Source organism: Streptomyces sp. NPDC038200, from assembly GCF_055600785.1.
In genome coordinates this window covers 269,474-284,784 of record NZ_JBVJYH010000004.1, presented here as the reverse complement: position 1 = coordinate 284,784, position 15,311 = coordinate 269,474, and the positions used below count along the sequence as shown (strand labels likewise).

Here is a 15,311-nt window from a genome sequence, read left to right as displayed (position 1 = left end):
ACACGGAGCGCGACGCTCCGTGACGATGTGGTACGGCGATGTGGTACGGCGCACTTTTTGTCCGGTTTCGTGGGGCGGTCCCGCATACTGGGACAGGCCCGCGCATCCGGAACGGCTCGGCTAGGCTGCGGAACATCATGCGTTCCTGGCTGCTTCTTCTTAGCTGCCGCGGCGAGGGCCTGTAGTCGAGGCCGACTCCCTCCCCGCGGAGCTTGGCGTTGCGTCGTCGGCCGTCCTTCCGGACACCCTGAGGAGCCTTACGCATCATGGCCAACCGCCAGCAGACCAGCCCCATGCCGACCCACAAGTACGGCCGCTACGAGCAGGTCGACATCCCGGACCGCACCTGGCCCGACAAGCGGATCACCGTGGCCCCCCGCTGGCTCTCCACCGACCTGCGCGACGGCAACCAGGCCCTGATCGACCCGATGTCCCCCGAGCGCAAGCGCCGGATGTTCGACCAGCTGGTCAAGCTGGGCTACAAGGAGATCGAGGTCGGCTTCCCCGCCTCCGGCCAGACCGACTTCGAGTTCGTGCGCTCGATCATCGAGGAAGAGGGCGCGATCCCGGACGACGTCACCATCTCCGTACTGACCCAGGCCCGTGAGGACCTGATCGAGCGGACCGTGGAGTCGCTGAAGGGCGCCCGGCGCGCGACCGTCCACCTGTACAACGCCACCGCCCCGGTCTTCCGCCGGGTCGTCTTCCGCGGCTCCAAGGACGACATCAAGCAGATCGCCGTCGACGGCACCCGCCTGGTGATGGAGTACGCCGAGAAGCTGCTGGGCCCCGAGACCGAGTTCGGCTACCAGTACTCGCCGGAGATCTTCACCGACACCGAGCTGGAGTTCGCGCTGGAGGTCTGCGAGGCGGTCATGGACGTCTACCAGCCGGGTCCGGGCCGCGAGATCATCCTCAACCTGCCCGCCACCGTGGAGCGTTCGACCCCCTCCACGCACGCGGACCGCTTCGAGTGGATGCACCGCAACCTGTCCCGCCGCGAGTACGTCTGCCTCTCCGTCCACCCGCACAACGACCGCGGCACGGCCGTGGCCGCGGCCGAACTGGCCCTGATGGCCGGCGCCGACCGCATCGAGGGCTGCCTGTTCGGGCAGGGCGAGCGCACCGGCAACGTCGACCTGGTCACCCTGGGGATGAACCTGTTCTCCCAGGGCGTGGACCCGCAGATCGACTTCTCCGACATCGACGAGATCCGTCGTACGTGGGAGTACTGCAACCAGATGGAGGTCCACCCGCGCCACCCGTACGTGGGCGACCTGGTCTACACGTCCTTCTCCGGCTCTCACCAGGACGCCATCAAGAAGGGCTTCGACGCCATGGAGGCCGACGCGGCGGCCAAGGGCGTCACCGTCGACGACATCGAGTGGGCGGTGCCGTACCTGCCGATCGACCCCAAGGACGTCGGCCGCTCCTACGAGGCCGTCATCCGCGTCAACTCCCAGTCCGGCAAGGGCGGTATCGCCTACGTCCTGAAGAACGACCACAAGCTGGACCTGCCGCGCCGGATGCAGATCGAGTTCTCCCGGATCATCCAGGCGAAGACCGACGCCGAGGGCGGCGAGGTCACGCCGAGGGACATCTGGGCGGTCTTCCAGGACGAGTACCTGCCCAACCCGGGGAACCCGTGGGGCCGCATCCAGGTCAAAACCGGCCAGTCGACCACCGACACCGACGGCGTGGACAGCCTCACCGTCGAGGCCACGGTCGACGGCGAGGACCGGGTCCTGTCCGGCTCCGGCAACGGTCCGATCTCGGCCTTCTTCGACGCCCTGCAGTCCATCGGCATCGACGTACGCCTGCTGGACTACCAGGAGCACACGATGAGCGAGGGCGCCTCCGCACAGGCCGCCTCCTACATCGAATGCGCGATCGACGGCAAGATCCTGTGGGGGATCGGTATCGACGCGAACACGACGCGTGCGTCGCTGAAGGCGGTCGTCTCCGCGGTGAACCGCGCCACCCGCTGACCCCCCTCTGACCGGCACGTTCGACGCCCTGACCGCCGGATACGGCGGTCGGGGCGCCGTCATGTATCGGCCATCGTGCCCCTCAGGTCACGGAAAGGTCTCTTACGGGGTACTGACTCCACCTCGGTGATGTGGCTAACATCACGCCAGCGCGGCGATGTTGCCGCGCCGTTACGGAGGTGCGACGTGCTGCCAGTACGGGGACGAGACGGCCGTGCCACCAGGGCTGTGCGCATCCTGGGCACCCGCACCGCATGGACACCCGTCGGGGACGGCGAGTTCTACTGCCCCGGCTGCGGCGGCGACCGCAACTACCAGCGGCTCACCGGCCGCCGCCGGCTCACGTTCCTCGGCGTGCCCCTGCTGCCGCGCGGGACGGCCGGACCCGTGGTGGAGTGCGCGGCCTGCCGGCACCACTTCGGCACCGAGGTCCTGGACCACCCCACCACCCGCCGCTTCTCCGCGATGCTCCGCGACGCCGTGCACACCGTCGCCCTCGCCGTGCTCGCCGCCGGCGGCACCGGTTCGCGCACGGCCCTGGAGACGGCCGCCGCCACGGTCCGCGCGGCCGGCTTCGCCGACTGCACCGAGGACCAACTGGCCGCCCTGGTCGAGGCCCTCGCCGCCGACACCGGCCGGTACTTCGAGCAGCCGTGCGGGGCCGGGCTGACGATAGAGCTGCACGAGGCGCTCGACCCGCTCGCCCCGCACCTCGCCCCCGCCGGCCGCGAGGCCCTGCTCCTCCAGGCCGCCCGCATCGCCCTCGCCGACGGCCCCTACACCCCCGCCGAACGCGACGCCCTCGCCACCGTCGGCGCGGCGCTGACCATCTGCGCCGACGACGTGACCCGGCTGCTGGCGGCCGCGCGCACACCGTCCTGATACTCCCGCGGGAGTAACACCGCACGCGAGCCACCCCCGGCAGTAGCCCCCGACTCGCCCTCGGGCCCGACGATTCGCCCGCCGCGCGCCGGAAGTCTGGAACCGACCCAGACGACCGACCGGAGGGAGACACGTCCATGGGGGCCGCGAAGACAGGTGCCACGCGGACGGGAACCGCGCGCGCGGGCGGACGACGCGGGCGGGCCGTGCCCTGGCTGGTGCTCGGACTGTGGGTGGCCGCGCTCGCGCTCGTCGGGCCGTTCGCCGGGAAGCTCGGCACCGTCCAGCAGAACCGGTCCGTCGACTACCTGCCCGACAGCGCCGACTCCACCCGGGTCGCCCGGATCCAGGACGAGCTGCCCGGCGGACAGGCCACCGACCTGGTCCTCGTCTACCACCGGGACGGCGGACTCACCGCCGCCGACCGGGCGACGGCCGCCGGACAGGTCGCCGAGATCGGCCGGACCTACCGGCTGACGGCCGGCCCCACCGCCGTCCCGTCCCGGGACGGCAGCACGCTCATGTACCCCGTCTCCAGCACACAGCCCGGCCAGGACGACGACCGGCGGAACGCCTTCGTCGACGGGGTCCGGGACATCGCCGACGGCGGTGCCGGGCTGAGCGTCGAGGTCGGCGGCCCCGGAGCACTCAACGCCGACATGGGCAAGGTGTTCGGCACCATCGACGGCACCCTGCTGTACACCACCCTCGGGGTGGTCACCGTGCTGCTCGTCCTCATCTACCGCAGCCCCTTCCTGTGGCTCGTGCCGCTCGCCGTCGCCGGGGTCGCCGCCGGCCTGGCGATGGCCGCCGCCTACGGCCTCCACGAAGCCTTCGGCATCACCGTCACGGGGCAGAGCGGCGGCGTGATGACGGTGCTCGTGCTCGGCGCGGGCACCGACTACGCCCTGCTGCTCATCTCCCGCCACCGCGAGGAGCTACGGCGCCACGAGCGGCCGTACGACGCCATGCGCGCCGCGCTGCGGGGCTGCGGTCCCGCCATCCTCGCCTCCTCCGGCACCGTGGCCGCCGGACTGCTCTGCCTGCTCGCCGCCGACCTCAACAGCAGCAGCGGCATGGGACCGGTCGGCATGGTCGGCGTCCTCGCGGCGCTCGTCGCGATGACCACGCTGCTGCCCGCGCTGCTCGTCCTCCTCGGCCGCCGGGTCTTCTGGCCGCTGATCCCCGCCTTCGGCAGCCACGTCACGGCGCGGCGGTCACTGTTCGCCGCGATGGGCGGCTCCGCCACCCGGCGGCCCGTCGCCGTCCTCGCCGGCGGGGCCGTGCTCCTCGGCGCGCTCGCCCTGGGCGCCCTCGGCCTGCCCGGCACCCTGCGGCAGGAGGACTCCTTCACCGAGAAGCCCGAGTCCGTCACCGCGGCCCAGACCCTGGCCCGCGCCTATCCCGGGCGCGGCAGCCGGCCCCTCACCGTCATGGCCCCCACGACACGGACCGACGCCGTGCTCGCCGCGGCGCGCGCGACGCACGGCGTGGCCGGGGCGACGGCCGGCCGCAGCGGGTCCGGCTGGACCGAGATCTCCGTCCGCGCCACCGCCGCCCCGGAGACCGCGGCGGAGACCCGCACCATCGAGGCCCTGCGCGACAGGCTGGACGACACCTACGGCGCCTCCGTCGGCGGCCCCAGCGCCCAGCAGCTCGACATGGCCGACAGCCAGGCCCGGGACCGCAACGTCGTCGTACCGCTCGTGCTCGCCGCCGTGTTCGTGATCCTGGTGGGGCTGCTGCGCAGCCTCGTCGCGCCGCTGATGCTCCTCGTCGCCGTCGTCGCCGTCTGGGGCGCGGCACTCGGCATCGGCGGGCTGGTCTTCGGGCCCGTCTGCGGCTTCGCGGGCACCGACCCGGGCCTCGGGCTGCTGTCCTTCGTCTTCCTGGTGGCGCTGGGCGTCGACTACGGCATCTTCCTGATGCACCGCATGCGCGAGGAGTCCCTGGCCGGCGCCGAACCCCGGCCGGCCGCGCTCACCGCCCTGCGCACCACCGGCGGGGTGATCGCGTCCGCCGGCACCGTCCTCGCGGCCACCTTCGCCGTGCTCGGCACCCTGCCGCTGGTGGGGATGGTCCAGCTCGGGTTCGTCATCGCGGTCGGCGTGCTGCTGGACACCTTCCTCGTGCGGACGTACCTGGTGACGACGGCGAGCGTGCTGCTCCAGCGCCGGGTGTGGTGGCCGGGGCGGCTGTCGCGGGCCCCGGAGCCGGTACCGCCGCGGCGGCAGCCGGAGCCCGTGTGAACCGCGGGCCGCATGCCGGAGGATGAACCCCGTGCAGCACACCAGAAGAGCCGAGCGGGTGATGGCCGCGATCAGCCGCGACCCGCGGACCGCCCCGCACGGCACCCGCAACGACACGATCCTGGCCGCCGTCCTCGCGGCGGCGGCCGTGGGCCTCGCCACCCTGACCGACGCCGGCCGCCGCCCCGACACGCTCGGCTGGGCGCTGCTGCTCGCCGCCCACCTGCCGATCGTGTGGCGGCGGCGGCGCCCGCTGCTCGTGCTCGCCGCGACCGCGGCCCTCCTCCTGCCCTACCACGCCCTCGACAACAACCACCACGCGGCGGCCCCGGTCGCCGTCACCGCCCTCTACACGGTCGCCGTCACCGGCCGGCCCCTGCGCACGATCCTGACCGGCGTCACCGTCCTCGCGGTCGTCGTCACCGTGATGCTGATGATCGACACCCGCCAGGCGGTCGAGCAGCTGCGCATCTCCGGCTGGGTGATAGCGGTGCTCTTCGGCGGCGTGGACGTCCGCTACTACCGCCGGTACGTCGCCGCGATCGTCGAACGGGCCGAGAGCGCCGAACGCACCCGCGAGGAGGAGGCCCGCCGCCGGGTCGCCGAGGAACGCCTGCGCGTCGCCCGCGACCTGCACGACCTGCTCGCCCACAGCATCACCCTGATCGGTGTGCAGACCTCGGTCGCCGCGCACGTCCTGGCCGCCGACCCCGAGCGGCTCGACCGGGAGACGGTCGCCAGGGCGCTCGACGACATCGCCGAGACCTGCCGCGGCGCCCGCGGGGAGCTGCGGACGACCCTGGAGGTGCTGCGCGGCAACGAGGACGGCGACCCCCGCGGCCCCCTGCCCGGCCTCGACGGCCTGCCCGACCTGGTGGCGGCCGCGACGCTGGCGGGTGCCCGCGTCGAGCAGAGCGTACGCGTCGGCCAGGCGCCGCCCGCCGTGGGCGCCGCCGCCTACCGCATCGTCCAGGAGGCACTGACCAACGCGGTACGGCACGCCGGTCCCGGACCGGCCGTCCGCGTCGACCTGCACGAGACCGACGGCGCCCTGCACGTGTCGGTCACCGACGACGGCACCGGGCCCGCCCCGGGCGGCACCCCCGGATTCGGACTGGTGGGGATGCGGGAGAGGGCCCGCAGCGTGGGTGGCACACTCGACGCCGGGCCGCGCACGGCAGGCGGCTTCGCCGTGCGTGCCGCACTGCCGCTGACCGCCTGGGAAGGGACCGGATGACCATCCGCGTGCTGCTCGCCGACGACCAGACGCTCGTACGGGCCGCGTTCGCGATGCTCGTCGAGTCGGCGCGGGACATGCGGGTCGTCGGTCAGGCGGGCACCGGCCGAGAGGCCGTGGAACTGGCCCGCGCCACCCGGCCCGACCTGGTGGTGATGGACATCCGCATGCCCCATCTGGACGGCATCGAGGCCACCCGGCTCATCGCGGCCGACGAGGCCCTCGCCGGGGTGCGGGTCCTCGTCCTCACCACCTACGACACCGACGAGCACATCGTCGAGGCGCTGCGCGCCGGCGCCTCCGGGTTCCTGGTCAAGGACACCCGCCCGGCCGAACTCCTCGACGCCATCCGTACGGTCGCGGCCGGCGAGTCCCTGCTGTCCCCCGGGCCGACGGCACGGCTGATCCGGCGATTCCTGCGCACTCCGCCGGTGCCGGCGACGGGCGGACCGGAGTGCCTGTCGGAACGCGAACGCGAGGTGCTCGCCCTCGTCGCCCGCGGCCTGAACAACACCGGCGTCGCCGAGGCCCTCGGCCTGAGTCCGCTGACCGCGAAGACGCACGTCAGCCGGATCATGGGAAAGCTGGGGGCGCGGGACCGGGCGCAACTGGTCATCGTGGCGTACGAGTCGGGACTGGTGACCCCGGGGACACCGTGACACCACCCGCCGACGCCCGGCGGGCCCGGCGCCGGCCCTCACGGTGTTTCCCCCGGACGGAGTAACACCGCCCCGGTGCCGGTGGGCAGCATCAGGGCGTGAACCCGCGCAGCCGCTCCCTGCTGACCAGCCTGGCGATCCTCACCTCGCTCACCGCCCGGCAGCCCGCGCACGCCGTCCCCGGCGGCTGCGGCTCCTCGGTGCCGTACACCGCCGGGCAGGGCGGCTACGCCGTCTACCGCATCCCGGCCGTGGTGCGGTCCCGGCACGGCACCGTCCTGGCCTTCGCCGAGGGCCGGCGCGGCGGGGCCGGCGACACCGGGGACATCGACGTCGTCCTGCGCCGCTCCACCGACGGCGGCTGCACCTGGGGGCGGCTGACCGTGGTGGCCGCCGGGCGAGGACACACCCGGGGCAACCCGGCGCCCGTGATCGACCCGCGAACCGGCGCCGTCGTCCTGGTGACCTGCGCCAACGACGGGAAGTCCACGGAGGGGCAGATCATGCGCGGCGAGGTCACCCCGCAGCGGGGCCGCCGGGTGTTCGTGCAGCGCAGCTGGGACGACGGCCGCCGCTTCACGCCCCCGCGGGACATCACGGCCGAGGTGACGCGGCCGGGCTGGCGCTGGTACGCCACCGGCCCCGGCCACGCGCTCGCGCTCACCCGGGGCCCGCACGCCGGACGGCTGCTGATCCCCGCCAACCACTCCGCGGCCCCGCCGGCCGGCTCCCGGGACACCGGCCAGGAACCCAGGTACTACGGCGGCCACGCCCTCTACAGCGACGACAGCGGCCGGAGCTGGCACCTCGGCTTCGTGGACGCGGGCTACGACGGCGTGACCAACGCCAACGAGACCAGTGCCGCCCAGCTCCCCGACGGCCGCGTCTACTTCGCCTCCCGGGACCAGAACGGCACCGCCCCCGGCAACCGGCTCGACACCTACTCCAGCGACGGCGGCCGGACCCTGGACCGCCCCTTCGCCGTCCAGCCGGCCCTGAACGCCGTCCCGGTGGTCCAGGGCAGCGTTCTCCAGCCCCGGTTCCCGGGCACCCCCCTGCTGTTCTCCGCGCCCTCCGTGCCCACCGCCCGCCGCGCCCTGGCCCTGTGGACCAGCGCCGACGCCGGCCGCACCTTCACCCGGGCCCTCACCCTCACGGACCGCCGGGCCGCCTACTCGGACCTGGTCCAGCTCGCCCAGGACACGGTCGGCGTCCTCTACGAGACCGGCACCAAGGGCCCGTACGAGTCCCTGGAGTTCCGCAGGATCCGCCTCTTCTGACCGCCCGCGGGCCGGGGTCAGCGCCCAGGAGTGTCCAGACCGAGCAGTCCGGCCGCCGCGAGGAACTTGCCGACCTTCTCGGTCTCCTCGCCGGACAGCGGGACCTGCGGCTCTGCGGTCACCGGGCAGTCGATGACCCCGCGCAGATGCAGCGCCGCCTTGAACGCGCCCAGCGCCGACGAGCTGCCGCCCATCCGCGCCGGGTCCCCCGCGCCGACCATCCCGAACAGCGCGCACAGCCGGTCCTGTTCGGCCCGCGCACCCTCCCAGTCGCCCGCCCGGCACTGGCGGTACAGGCGGACGTAGCCGTGCGGGTCGACGTTGGCCAGACCCGGCACCGCCCCGTCGGCGCCCAGCGCCAGCGCGGAGTCCGTGACCAGCTCGGAGCCGGTCAGCACACTGAACCCGGCGAGGCCACGGGCGCCCGTGACGATCTCCCGGAAGGCCGCCAGGTCCCCGCTGGAGTCCTTGATCCCGGCGAGCACGCCGTCTCCGGCGAGCCCCAGCACCACGTCGGCGGGGAGCTTGGTGTGCACGGCGACGGGGATGTCGTAGGCGATCACCGGGACCGGGCTGGCCGCGGCGATCCGGCGGTAGTGGTGGACGATCTCCGAGGGATGGGTGCGGGCGTAGAACGGGGCGGTGACGACGACGGCCTCCGCGCCGGCCGCGGTGACCGCCGCGACATGCTCCAGGACGCGCGGGGTGGTCATGTCGATGGCGCCGGCGAGGACCGGCAGCTCGCCGCCCACGTGGGCGGTCACGGCCGCCACCACCTGCGTGCGCTGCGCGTCCGTCAGGAACGCCGCCTCCGAGGTGGAGCCGAGCAGGAACAGGCCGTGCACGCCGCCCTCCACCAGGAAGTCCACCAGGCGCAGCAGCGAGGGCACGTCCACCTCGCGCTCCGGCGTCAGGGGCGTGCAGACGGGCGGTACGACGCCGGTGAGGGGGGCGGGGAAGGTCATTCAGGGCTCCTGGCGAGCTAGGTCTCGGGTCGCGGTGTCCTCCTCCACAGGATGGTGACAACGGTAGCGATGTCCGGGCTGCGACGCGGCCGAGAAGTCCGGCATCACCCGGGCGCACAGCTCGTCGGCCCGCCAGCAGCGGGTGCGGAACGGGCAGCCGCTCGGCGGGCGGGTCGCCGAGGGCACCGGCCCGGTCAGCGGGATCGGGTCGATCGGGTCCAGCAGACCGGGGGTGGCCGAGAACAGGGCACGGGTGTACGGGTGCCGGGCGGCGTCCGTGACCCGGCCGGCCGGGGTCTCCTCCACGATCCGGCCGAGGTACATGGTGATCACCCGGTCGCTCATCCGCCGTACCGTCTGGATGTCGTGCGAGACGAAGACCAGGGCGAGCCCGAGGCGCTCCTGCAGGTCGAGCAGCAGGTTGAGGATCTGCGCGCGGACCGAGACGTCCAGGGCGCTGGTCGGCTCGTCGGCGACGACCAGCGCCGGGTCCAGGGCGAGCGCGCGGGCGATGGCGACACGCTGGCGCTGGCCGCCGGAGAGCTGCCCGGGCAGGGCGTCGGCCAGGGCCCGGGGGAGCCCCACCAGACCCATCAGTTCCCGTACCCGCTCCTCCCGTTCGGGCCGGGTGCCGCGCTGGTGGACGTCCAGCGGGTCGCGCAGGACACGGCGGACGGTCAGCCGGCGGTTCAGTGCGGTCGACGGATCCTGGAAGATCATGCCGGTGCCCGCGCCGATCGCGGCCCGGCGCTCGGCGGGCGGCATCGCCCACAGATCCCGGCCCCCGAACGACACCGACCCGGAGACCGGCCGCTGGATGCCCACCAGCACCTTCGCCAGCGTCGACTTCCCGCACCCCGACTCCCCGACCACACCGACCGTCTCACCGGCCGCGACACTGAGATCCGCACCGGTCAGGGCGTACACCCGGTCCCGCCGGAACAGGCCGCCGCTGCGCGCCTTGTGGACGACGTGCGCGTCCCGTACCTCGACGACAGCGGTCACTGCAGGGCCTCCTCGCTCTCCGCGGACGTCGGTTCCACCGCCGGATGGTGACAGGCGGCCGTGTGCGTGGGGGTGCCCGCGAGGACCGGCGCGGTCCGCACGCAGACCTCGGTGGCGAGCGGGCAGCGGTCGGCGAACCGGCAGCCCGCCGGGAAGTCCGCGGGCGCCGGTACGACCCCCCTGATCTGGGTCATCCGCTCCTCGGCGGACTCCAGGGACAGCACGCTGCCGAGCAGCCCGCGCGTGTAGTGGTGGGCCGGTGCCGCCACCAGGTCGGCGGTCACCCCGGTCTCCACGATCTGCCCGCCGTACATCACCACCACCCGGTCGGTGATGTCGGAGACCAGTGCCAGGTCGTGCGAGACCAGGATCAGCGCGAAGCCCAGCTCCGCCCGCAGCCGCAGCAGCAGCTCCATGACCTGGGCCTGCACGGTGACGTCGAGGGCGGTGGTCGGCTCGTCGGCCACGATCAGCTTCGGGTCGCGGGAGAGGGCCATGGCGATGAGCACACGCTGACGCTGCCCGCCGGACAGCTCGTGCGGATAACTGCGCAGGGTGCGTTCCGGGTCGAGCCCCACCAGGGACAGCAGCTCCCGCGGGCCGCGGCGGCCGCCGCGCCGGACGAGCTGCTTCAGCTGGGCGCGGATGGTCATGGCGGGGTTCAGTGAGGACAGGGCGTCCTGGTAGACCATGGCCATCTCGTGGCCGAGCAGCCGCCGCCGCGCCCGCATCGGCTCGGCGAGCAGGTCCCGCTGCCGGAACCGCACCTGGCCGCCGATCCGGGCGCCCTTCGGCGCCAGCCCCATCACCGTGAGCGCGGTCAGCGACTTGCCGCAGCCCGACTCGCCCACCAGGCCGAGCACTTCCCCGGCATGCACCTCGAAGCTGACGCCGGCCACGATGTCCACGCCCCGGTGCCGGTCCGGGAAGCCGATGACGAGGTTCTCCACGGCGAGCACCGGCTGCCCGCTCCGGTCGGGCAGCGGCCGGGCCCGGGAGCGCAGCCGCCGGGCGGCCTCGGCGAGACCGGGCAGCGGGAGCACCTCGCCGGTACCGGGCTCCGGGGTCTCCAGCCGGTCCTGGGGGGCCGGTACCTCCCTCGGCGCGGGTGCCGCCCAGGCGTCCGAGACGCCCTCGGAGAGGATGTTCAGCGACAGGACGGTGAGCAGGATCAGCAGCCCGGGGAAGACGGTCGCCCACCAGCCGCCGGTCAGCACCATGTTCTTGCCGTCGGCGATCACGCTGCCCCAGGAGGGGTCCGGGGGCCGGACGCCCGCGCCGATGAAGGACAGCGAGGCCTCGAAGACGATGGCCTCGGCGACCTGGACGGTGCAGAACACCAGCACCGGGGCGGCGCAGTTGACGGCCACGTGCCGCAGCACGATGTGCGGGGTGCGGGCGCCGATGACCCGCTCGGCGGTGACGTAGTCCTCGCCGTACTGGTCGAGCACGTTGGCCCGTACGACCCGGGCCACCGGCGGGGTGAACAGGAAGGCGATCGCGCAGATCAGCACGCCGATGCCGCCGCCGAACACGGCGACCAGCACGGCCGCGAGCGCGATGCCCGGGAACGCCATCACCACGTCCAGACAGCGCATCAGCGTCTCGTCCACGGCCTTGCGGGAGGTGGCGGCCAGCGCCCCGACGACGGCCCCGGCGACCAGGGCGAGCGCGGTCGCGCCCAGCCCGATCGCCAGCGACCACCGGGCGCCGTACATCAGCCGGCTCAGCACGTCCCGGCCCAGGCTGTCCTGCCCCATCCAGTGCGCGGCGGACGGCGCCCCCGTCCCGCCGGCCGGGTCCTGCTGGTCGAGCGGATCGTCGGGGGCCAGGACCGGGGCGAGTACGGCGACCAGGACGACGACGGCCAGGAAGCAGACGGCGACCTTCGACAGCAGGGGCAGCCGGCGCCGGCCGCGCAGCCGTACGCCGGGCCGGGACAGCCGTTTCACGAGGCTCGCGCGCGTGACCATCAGCCCGCCCTCAGTCGTGGGTTGAGCAGCAGGTACAGGATGTCGATGACGAGATTGACGACGACGAACCCGGTGGCGGTGGTGAGGACGACTCCCTGCACCACCGCCGGATCGCCGTTCTGCACGGCGTCGATCATCAGCTTGCCCATGCCGGGCAGCGAGAAGATCGTCTCGATGACGACCGCGCCGCCGAGCAGATAGCCCACCCGCAGCCCGAGCACGGTCAGCGGATTGACCAGGGCGTTCCTGAGGACGTTCCGGCCGACGACGACCCGGGGCGGCAGCCCGCTCCCGATCGCCGTGCGCACGTAGTCCTTGTCCAGTTCCTCCACCACCGAGGTCCGTACGATCCGGGTCAGCTGGGCGGCGACCGGCAGGGACAGCGCGAAGGCCGGCAGGGCCATGGTCTTCAGCCAGCCGGTGACGGAGTCGGCGGGGTTGATGTAACCGCCGGTGGGGAACCAGCCCTGGTCCACGGCCAGGTACTGGATCATCAGCAGGGCCAGCCAGAAGCCCGGCGCGGCGACCCCGACCAGCGAGACGACCCGGATCGCCTGGTCCGGCAGCCGGTCCCGGTACACCGCCGCCGTCACCCCGCCGGCCAGCGCCAGCACCACCGCGATGCCGAGGCCGAGGAAGGTCAGCTGGAGGGTGAGCGGCAGGGCGGTGGTGACCTGGTCGACCACGGGGGCACGGGTGAGGGCGCTGGTGCCGAGGTCGCCGTGGAGCAGAGCGCCGACGAAGTGGACGTAGCGCACGGGCAGCGGGTCCAGCAGGCCGTTGCGCTCCCGGAAGTCGTGGAGCTGCTGCGGGGTGGGATTGGCGCCCTGGAAGAACGCGGACGCGGGGTCGACGTCCGAGAACCGCATCACCAGGAACACGAACAGCACGATGCCGAGGAGCAGCGGGACGAGCAGGGCGATCCGGCGCGACAGGATCCGTAGGACGGTCGTCATACCGTCAGATCCACTGGGCCTGGAGCAGGTTGATGCCGGGGTACGGCTGGGCCCTTATCCCGCTGAGCTCGCGCGCGTCCCAGGCGGTCATCAGCTCGTTGTGGACGACCGGGTAGAGCACGGCCTGCTCCGCGACGACGTCGATGTAGTCCTGGATCATCGCCTTCTTCTTCGCGGGATCCGGCTCCCGGGTCGCCCGGTCCATGTCCTTGAAGAGCTGCCTGGCGACGGGGTGGCCGGCCCAGCGCGTGTACTGCATCCACAGGTTCCCGGGCCCGTAGTTGTAGTGCATGATCAGGTCGGCGTCGAGCCCGAACTGGTTCGGGTTGGAGGCCGCCGCCACCACCTGGTAGTCCTGCTTCTGGTCCATCTTGGTGAAGACGGCCGTGGTCTCCTGCGGCGCCAGGGTGGTCCGCACGCCGATCGCGTCCCAGGAGGACTTGATGGTCGGCAGGCAGTCCACGATCCAGCTGACGTTGACCGCGAGGAGTTCCACCGTCAGGTCCGTCACCCCGGCGGCCTTCAGCAGCGCCTTCGCCTTCCGGGGGTCGTGGTCGTAGACGGTTCCGGCCCGCCGGTGGGCGGGATTGGCCTCGTTCAGGAACGAGGACGCGGGCTTGCCGTGTCCCTTCAGCGCGACCCGCACCATCTTCTCGGTGTCGATGGCGTAGTGCAGCGCCTGTCGGACCCGGACGTCGTCGAAGGGGGTGTGCCGGGTGTTGAACATCAGGAAGAGGTTGTTCATCCCGGCACCGCCCGCGACCCGCAGGCCGCCCTGCTCCAGCCGGGAGACGTTGGCGTAGGGGATGTTGTCCGAGATCTGCGCGCCCGCGCCGGACCCGGAGATCTTCGCGACGCGCGGTGCCGCGTCCACGATGGTCAGCCAGTTCATCTTCCGGAAGGCGGGCCTGCGCGGCCCGTTGTAGGCGGCGAACGCCTCGAAGGTGGTGTTCGACTTCGGGTGGTGCGCGGTCTGCCGGTACGGCCCCGACCCCACGGCCAGCCCCCTGATCGCGTCGTCCCAGGCGCCGGGCGCGGAGAAGACGTGCTTCGGCATGATCTTGGCGAGGGTGAGCCGGGACAGCCCGTCCGGGAAGGGGAACTTCAGCACCAGCTCGACGGTCCGCGCGTCGGTCTTCCGCACGCTCTCCAGCCAGCTGCCGAAGAACCCCTTGGCGAGGGTCTGGGTCTTCGGGTCCAGGATGCGGTCGAAGACGAACACGACGTCGTCGGCGGTGACGGGCTTGCCGTCGTGGAAGGTGGCGCCCGGGCGGAGCGTGAACCGCCAGGCGGTGGCGTTCGCGTCCTTCGGCACCTCGGTGCCGAGCGCCGGATACGGCACCCGGGTGATCGGGTCGGTGTCCAGCAGCCCCTCGTAGACGTGGTTGTTGGCGGCCATCGCGAACGCCGACGCGGTCTGGGTCGGGTCCCAGCTGCCGTCGTTGCCGTAGCCGATCACGGCGGTCAGCGTCCGGTCCTTGCCGCTCCCGCCGTCCCCGGTGTCGTTCGTGGACTCCGGCCCTGCGGAGCAGCCGGCCAGTACGGGCGGCAGAGCGGCGGCCGCGCCCAGGGCGCCGGTGTACTTCAGGAACGACCGGCGGCACGGTGCCGGTACGTCGGGGGTCACGTCCTCGCGCACGGGTCCTCCAGCAAGTAGGTGGGGGGAGGGGGTGGGAGATACGACGTCCTACGTCCTACGTCCGGTCGGTAGCGCGACCATAAGAGGGGTCGTGGGGGCGGTCAAGACAGCGCACACGAATGGCCCAGCCGCCGGCCGGCGACCGGCGCGTACGACCGGAGTTCGCCGTGCGACCGCCCTCGCCCGCCGTACCCGCGCGGTCCTTCAGGGCATCGGCCGGCAGCGTGCCGTCGACACCGCGCCTGGGTCCCGGACCATCGCACGCTCGCGCCCCGGGCCCCGGGTACGGCGGCGACCGCCGTGCACCGCCGGCATGTGCCAGGCGCAGACTCCTGCCGAGTGTAGAGGCGGAGCGTCACGCAGGGTGTGCGAAGCGTGAAATCCGAAGGGGGAGGGGAGCAGACTGAAGGTCGTCGAGGAGGCGGAGGAGACGGTGAAGCACGTGCGGTCGGCTCGCGAAGAGGCAGGGGTCGTTCTG

General features: G+C 73.0%; 11 protein-coding genes. 6 read left to right on the top strand and 5 right to left on the bottom strand.

Annotated elements, in window-relative coordinates:
• Positions 1 to 266 precede the first annotated feature (266 nt).
• The 6 genes from leuA (at position 267) to ACZ7KF_RS11070 (ending at position 8,295) form a co-directional block, all read left to right on the top strand.
• Entirely contained in the window at positions 267 to 1,988 is a 1,722-nt protein-coding gene (gene leuA, locus ACZ7KF_RS11095) for a 2-isopropylmalate synthase (RefSeq protein WP_471071620.1), read from the top strand.
• 186 nt (positions 1,989 to 2,174) lie between these two features.
• Complete coding sequence (locus ACZ7KF_RS11090) at positions 2,175 to 2,870, top strand: TerB family tellurite resistance protein (RefSeq protein WP_471071617.1); 696 nt, start codon at positions 2,175 to 2,177, stop codon at positions 2,868 to 2,870.
• Positions 2,871 to 3,007: 137 nt separating this feature from the next.
• Positions 3,008 to 5,119, top strand: a complete 2,112-nt coding sequence (locus ACZ7KF_RS11085; protein WP_471071614.1) for an MMPL family transporter — start codon at positions 3,008 to 3,010, stop codon at positions 5,117 to 5,119.
• A gap of 22 nt (positions 5,120 to 5,141) precedes the next feature.
• On the top strand, positions 5,142 to 6,356 hold the full coding sequence (locus ACZ7KF_RS11080) for a sensor histidine kinase (RefSeq protein ID WP_471071611.1): 1,215 nt from the start codon (positions 5,142 to 5,144) through the stop codon (positions 6,354 to 6,356).
• Positions 6,353 to 7,015 (top strand): response regulator, encoded by a 663-nt coding sequence (locus ACZ7KF_RS11075; RefSeq protein ID WP_471071608.1) that lies wholly within the window; start codon positions 6,353 to 6,355, stop codon positions 7,013 to 7,015. Before ACZ7KF_RS11080 ends, ACZ7KF_RS11075 begins: the two co-directional genes overlap by 4 nt.
• Positions 7,016 to 7,113: 98 nt before the next feature.
• Positions 7,114 to 8,295: a sialidase family protein gene (locus ACZ7KF_RS11070; protein ID WP_471071605.1), complete on the top strand. Its 1,182-nt coding sequence runs from the start codon at positions 7,114 to 7,116 to the stop codon at positions 8,293 to 8,295.
• 17 nt (positions 8,296 to 8,312) lie between these two features.
• Here ACZ7KF_RS11070 and ACZ7KF_RS11065 read toward each other — a convergent pair whose 3' ends face one another.
• Genes ACZ7KF_RS11065 through ACZ7KF_RS11045 form a run of 5 tightly spaced genes read right to left on the bottom strand, consistent with a single transcriptional unit; the run spans position 8,313 to position 14,833 of the window.
• On the bottom strand, positions 8,313 to 9,260 hold the full coding sequence (locus ACZ7KF_RS11065; RefSeq protein WP_471071603.1) for a dihydrodipicolinate synthase family protein: 948 nt from the start codon (positions 9,258 to 9,260) through the stop codon (positions 8,313 to 8,315).
• On the bottom strand, positions 9,261 to 10,265 hold the full coding sequence (locus ACZ7KF_RS11060) for an ABC transporter ATP-binding protein (protein WP_471071600.1): 1,005 nt from the start codon (positions 10,263 to 10,265) through the stop codon (positions 9,261 to 9,263).
• Positions 10,262 to 12,238 carry a dipeptide/oligopeptide/nickel ABC transporter permease/ATP-binding protein gene (locus tag ACZ7KF_RS11055; protein ID WP_471071597.1) on the bottom strand — a complete coding sequence of 659 codons (1,977 nt, stop codon included), beginning with the start codon at positions 12,236 to 12,238 and terminating at the stop codon, positions 10,262 to 10,264. Before ACZ7KF_RS11055 ends, ACZ7KF_RS11060 begins: the two co-directional genes overlap by 4 nt.
• Positions 12,238 to 13,194 carry an ABC transporter permease gene (locus ACZ7KF_RS11050; RefSeq protein WP_471071594.1) on the bottom strand — a complete coding sequence of 319 codons (957 nt, stop codon included), beginning with the start codon at positions 13,192 to 13,194 and terminating at the stop codon, positions 12,238 to 12,240. Before ACZ7KF_RS11050 ends, ACZ7KF_RS11055 begins: the two co-directional genes overlap by 1 nt.
• Positions 13,195 to 13,198: 4 nt before the next feature.
• On the bottom strand, positions 13,199 to 14,833 hold the full coding sequence (locus ACZ7KF_RS11045; protein WP_471071591.1) for an ABC transporter substrate-binding protein: 1,635 nt from the start codon (positions 14,831 to 14,833) through the stop codon (positions 13,199 to 13,201).
• Positions 14,834 to 15,311 lie beyond the last annotated feature (478 nt).

What these genes read in the sequence shown, in the direction of transcription:
- ACZ7KF_RS11065 (WP_471071603.1), bottom strand. Translation starts at nt 9,260, where the DNA reads ATGACCTTCCCCGCCCCCCTCACCGGCGTCGTACCGCCCGTCTGCACG.
- ACZ7KF_RS11075 (WP_471071608.1), top strand. Translation starts at nt 6,353, where the DNA reads ATGACCATCCGCGTGCTGCTCGCCGACGACCAGACGCTCGTACGGGCC.
- ACZ7KF_RS11080 (WP_471071611.1), top strand. Translation starts at nt 5,142, where the DNA reads ATGAACCCCGTGCAGCACACCAGAAGAGCCGAGCGGGTGATGGCCGCG.
- ACZ7KF_RS11085 (WP_471071614.1), top strand. Translation starts at nt 3,008, where the DNA reads ATGGGGGCCGCGAAGACAGGTGCCACGCGGACGGGAACCGCGCGCGCG.
- ACZ7KF_RS11055 (WP_471071597.1), bottom strand. Translation starts at nt 12,238, where the DNA reads ATGGTCACGCGCGCGAGCCTCGTGAAACGGCTGTCCCGGCCCGGCGTA.
- leuA (WP_471071620.1), top strand. Translation starts at nt 267, where the DNA reads ATGGCCAACCGCCAGCAGACCAGCCCCATGCCGACCCACAAGTACGGC.
- ACZ7KF_RS11050 (WP_471071594.1), bottom strand. Translation starts at nt 13,194, where the DNA reads ATGACGACCGTCCTACGGATCCTGTCGCGCCGGATCGCCCTGCTCGTC.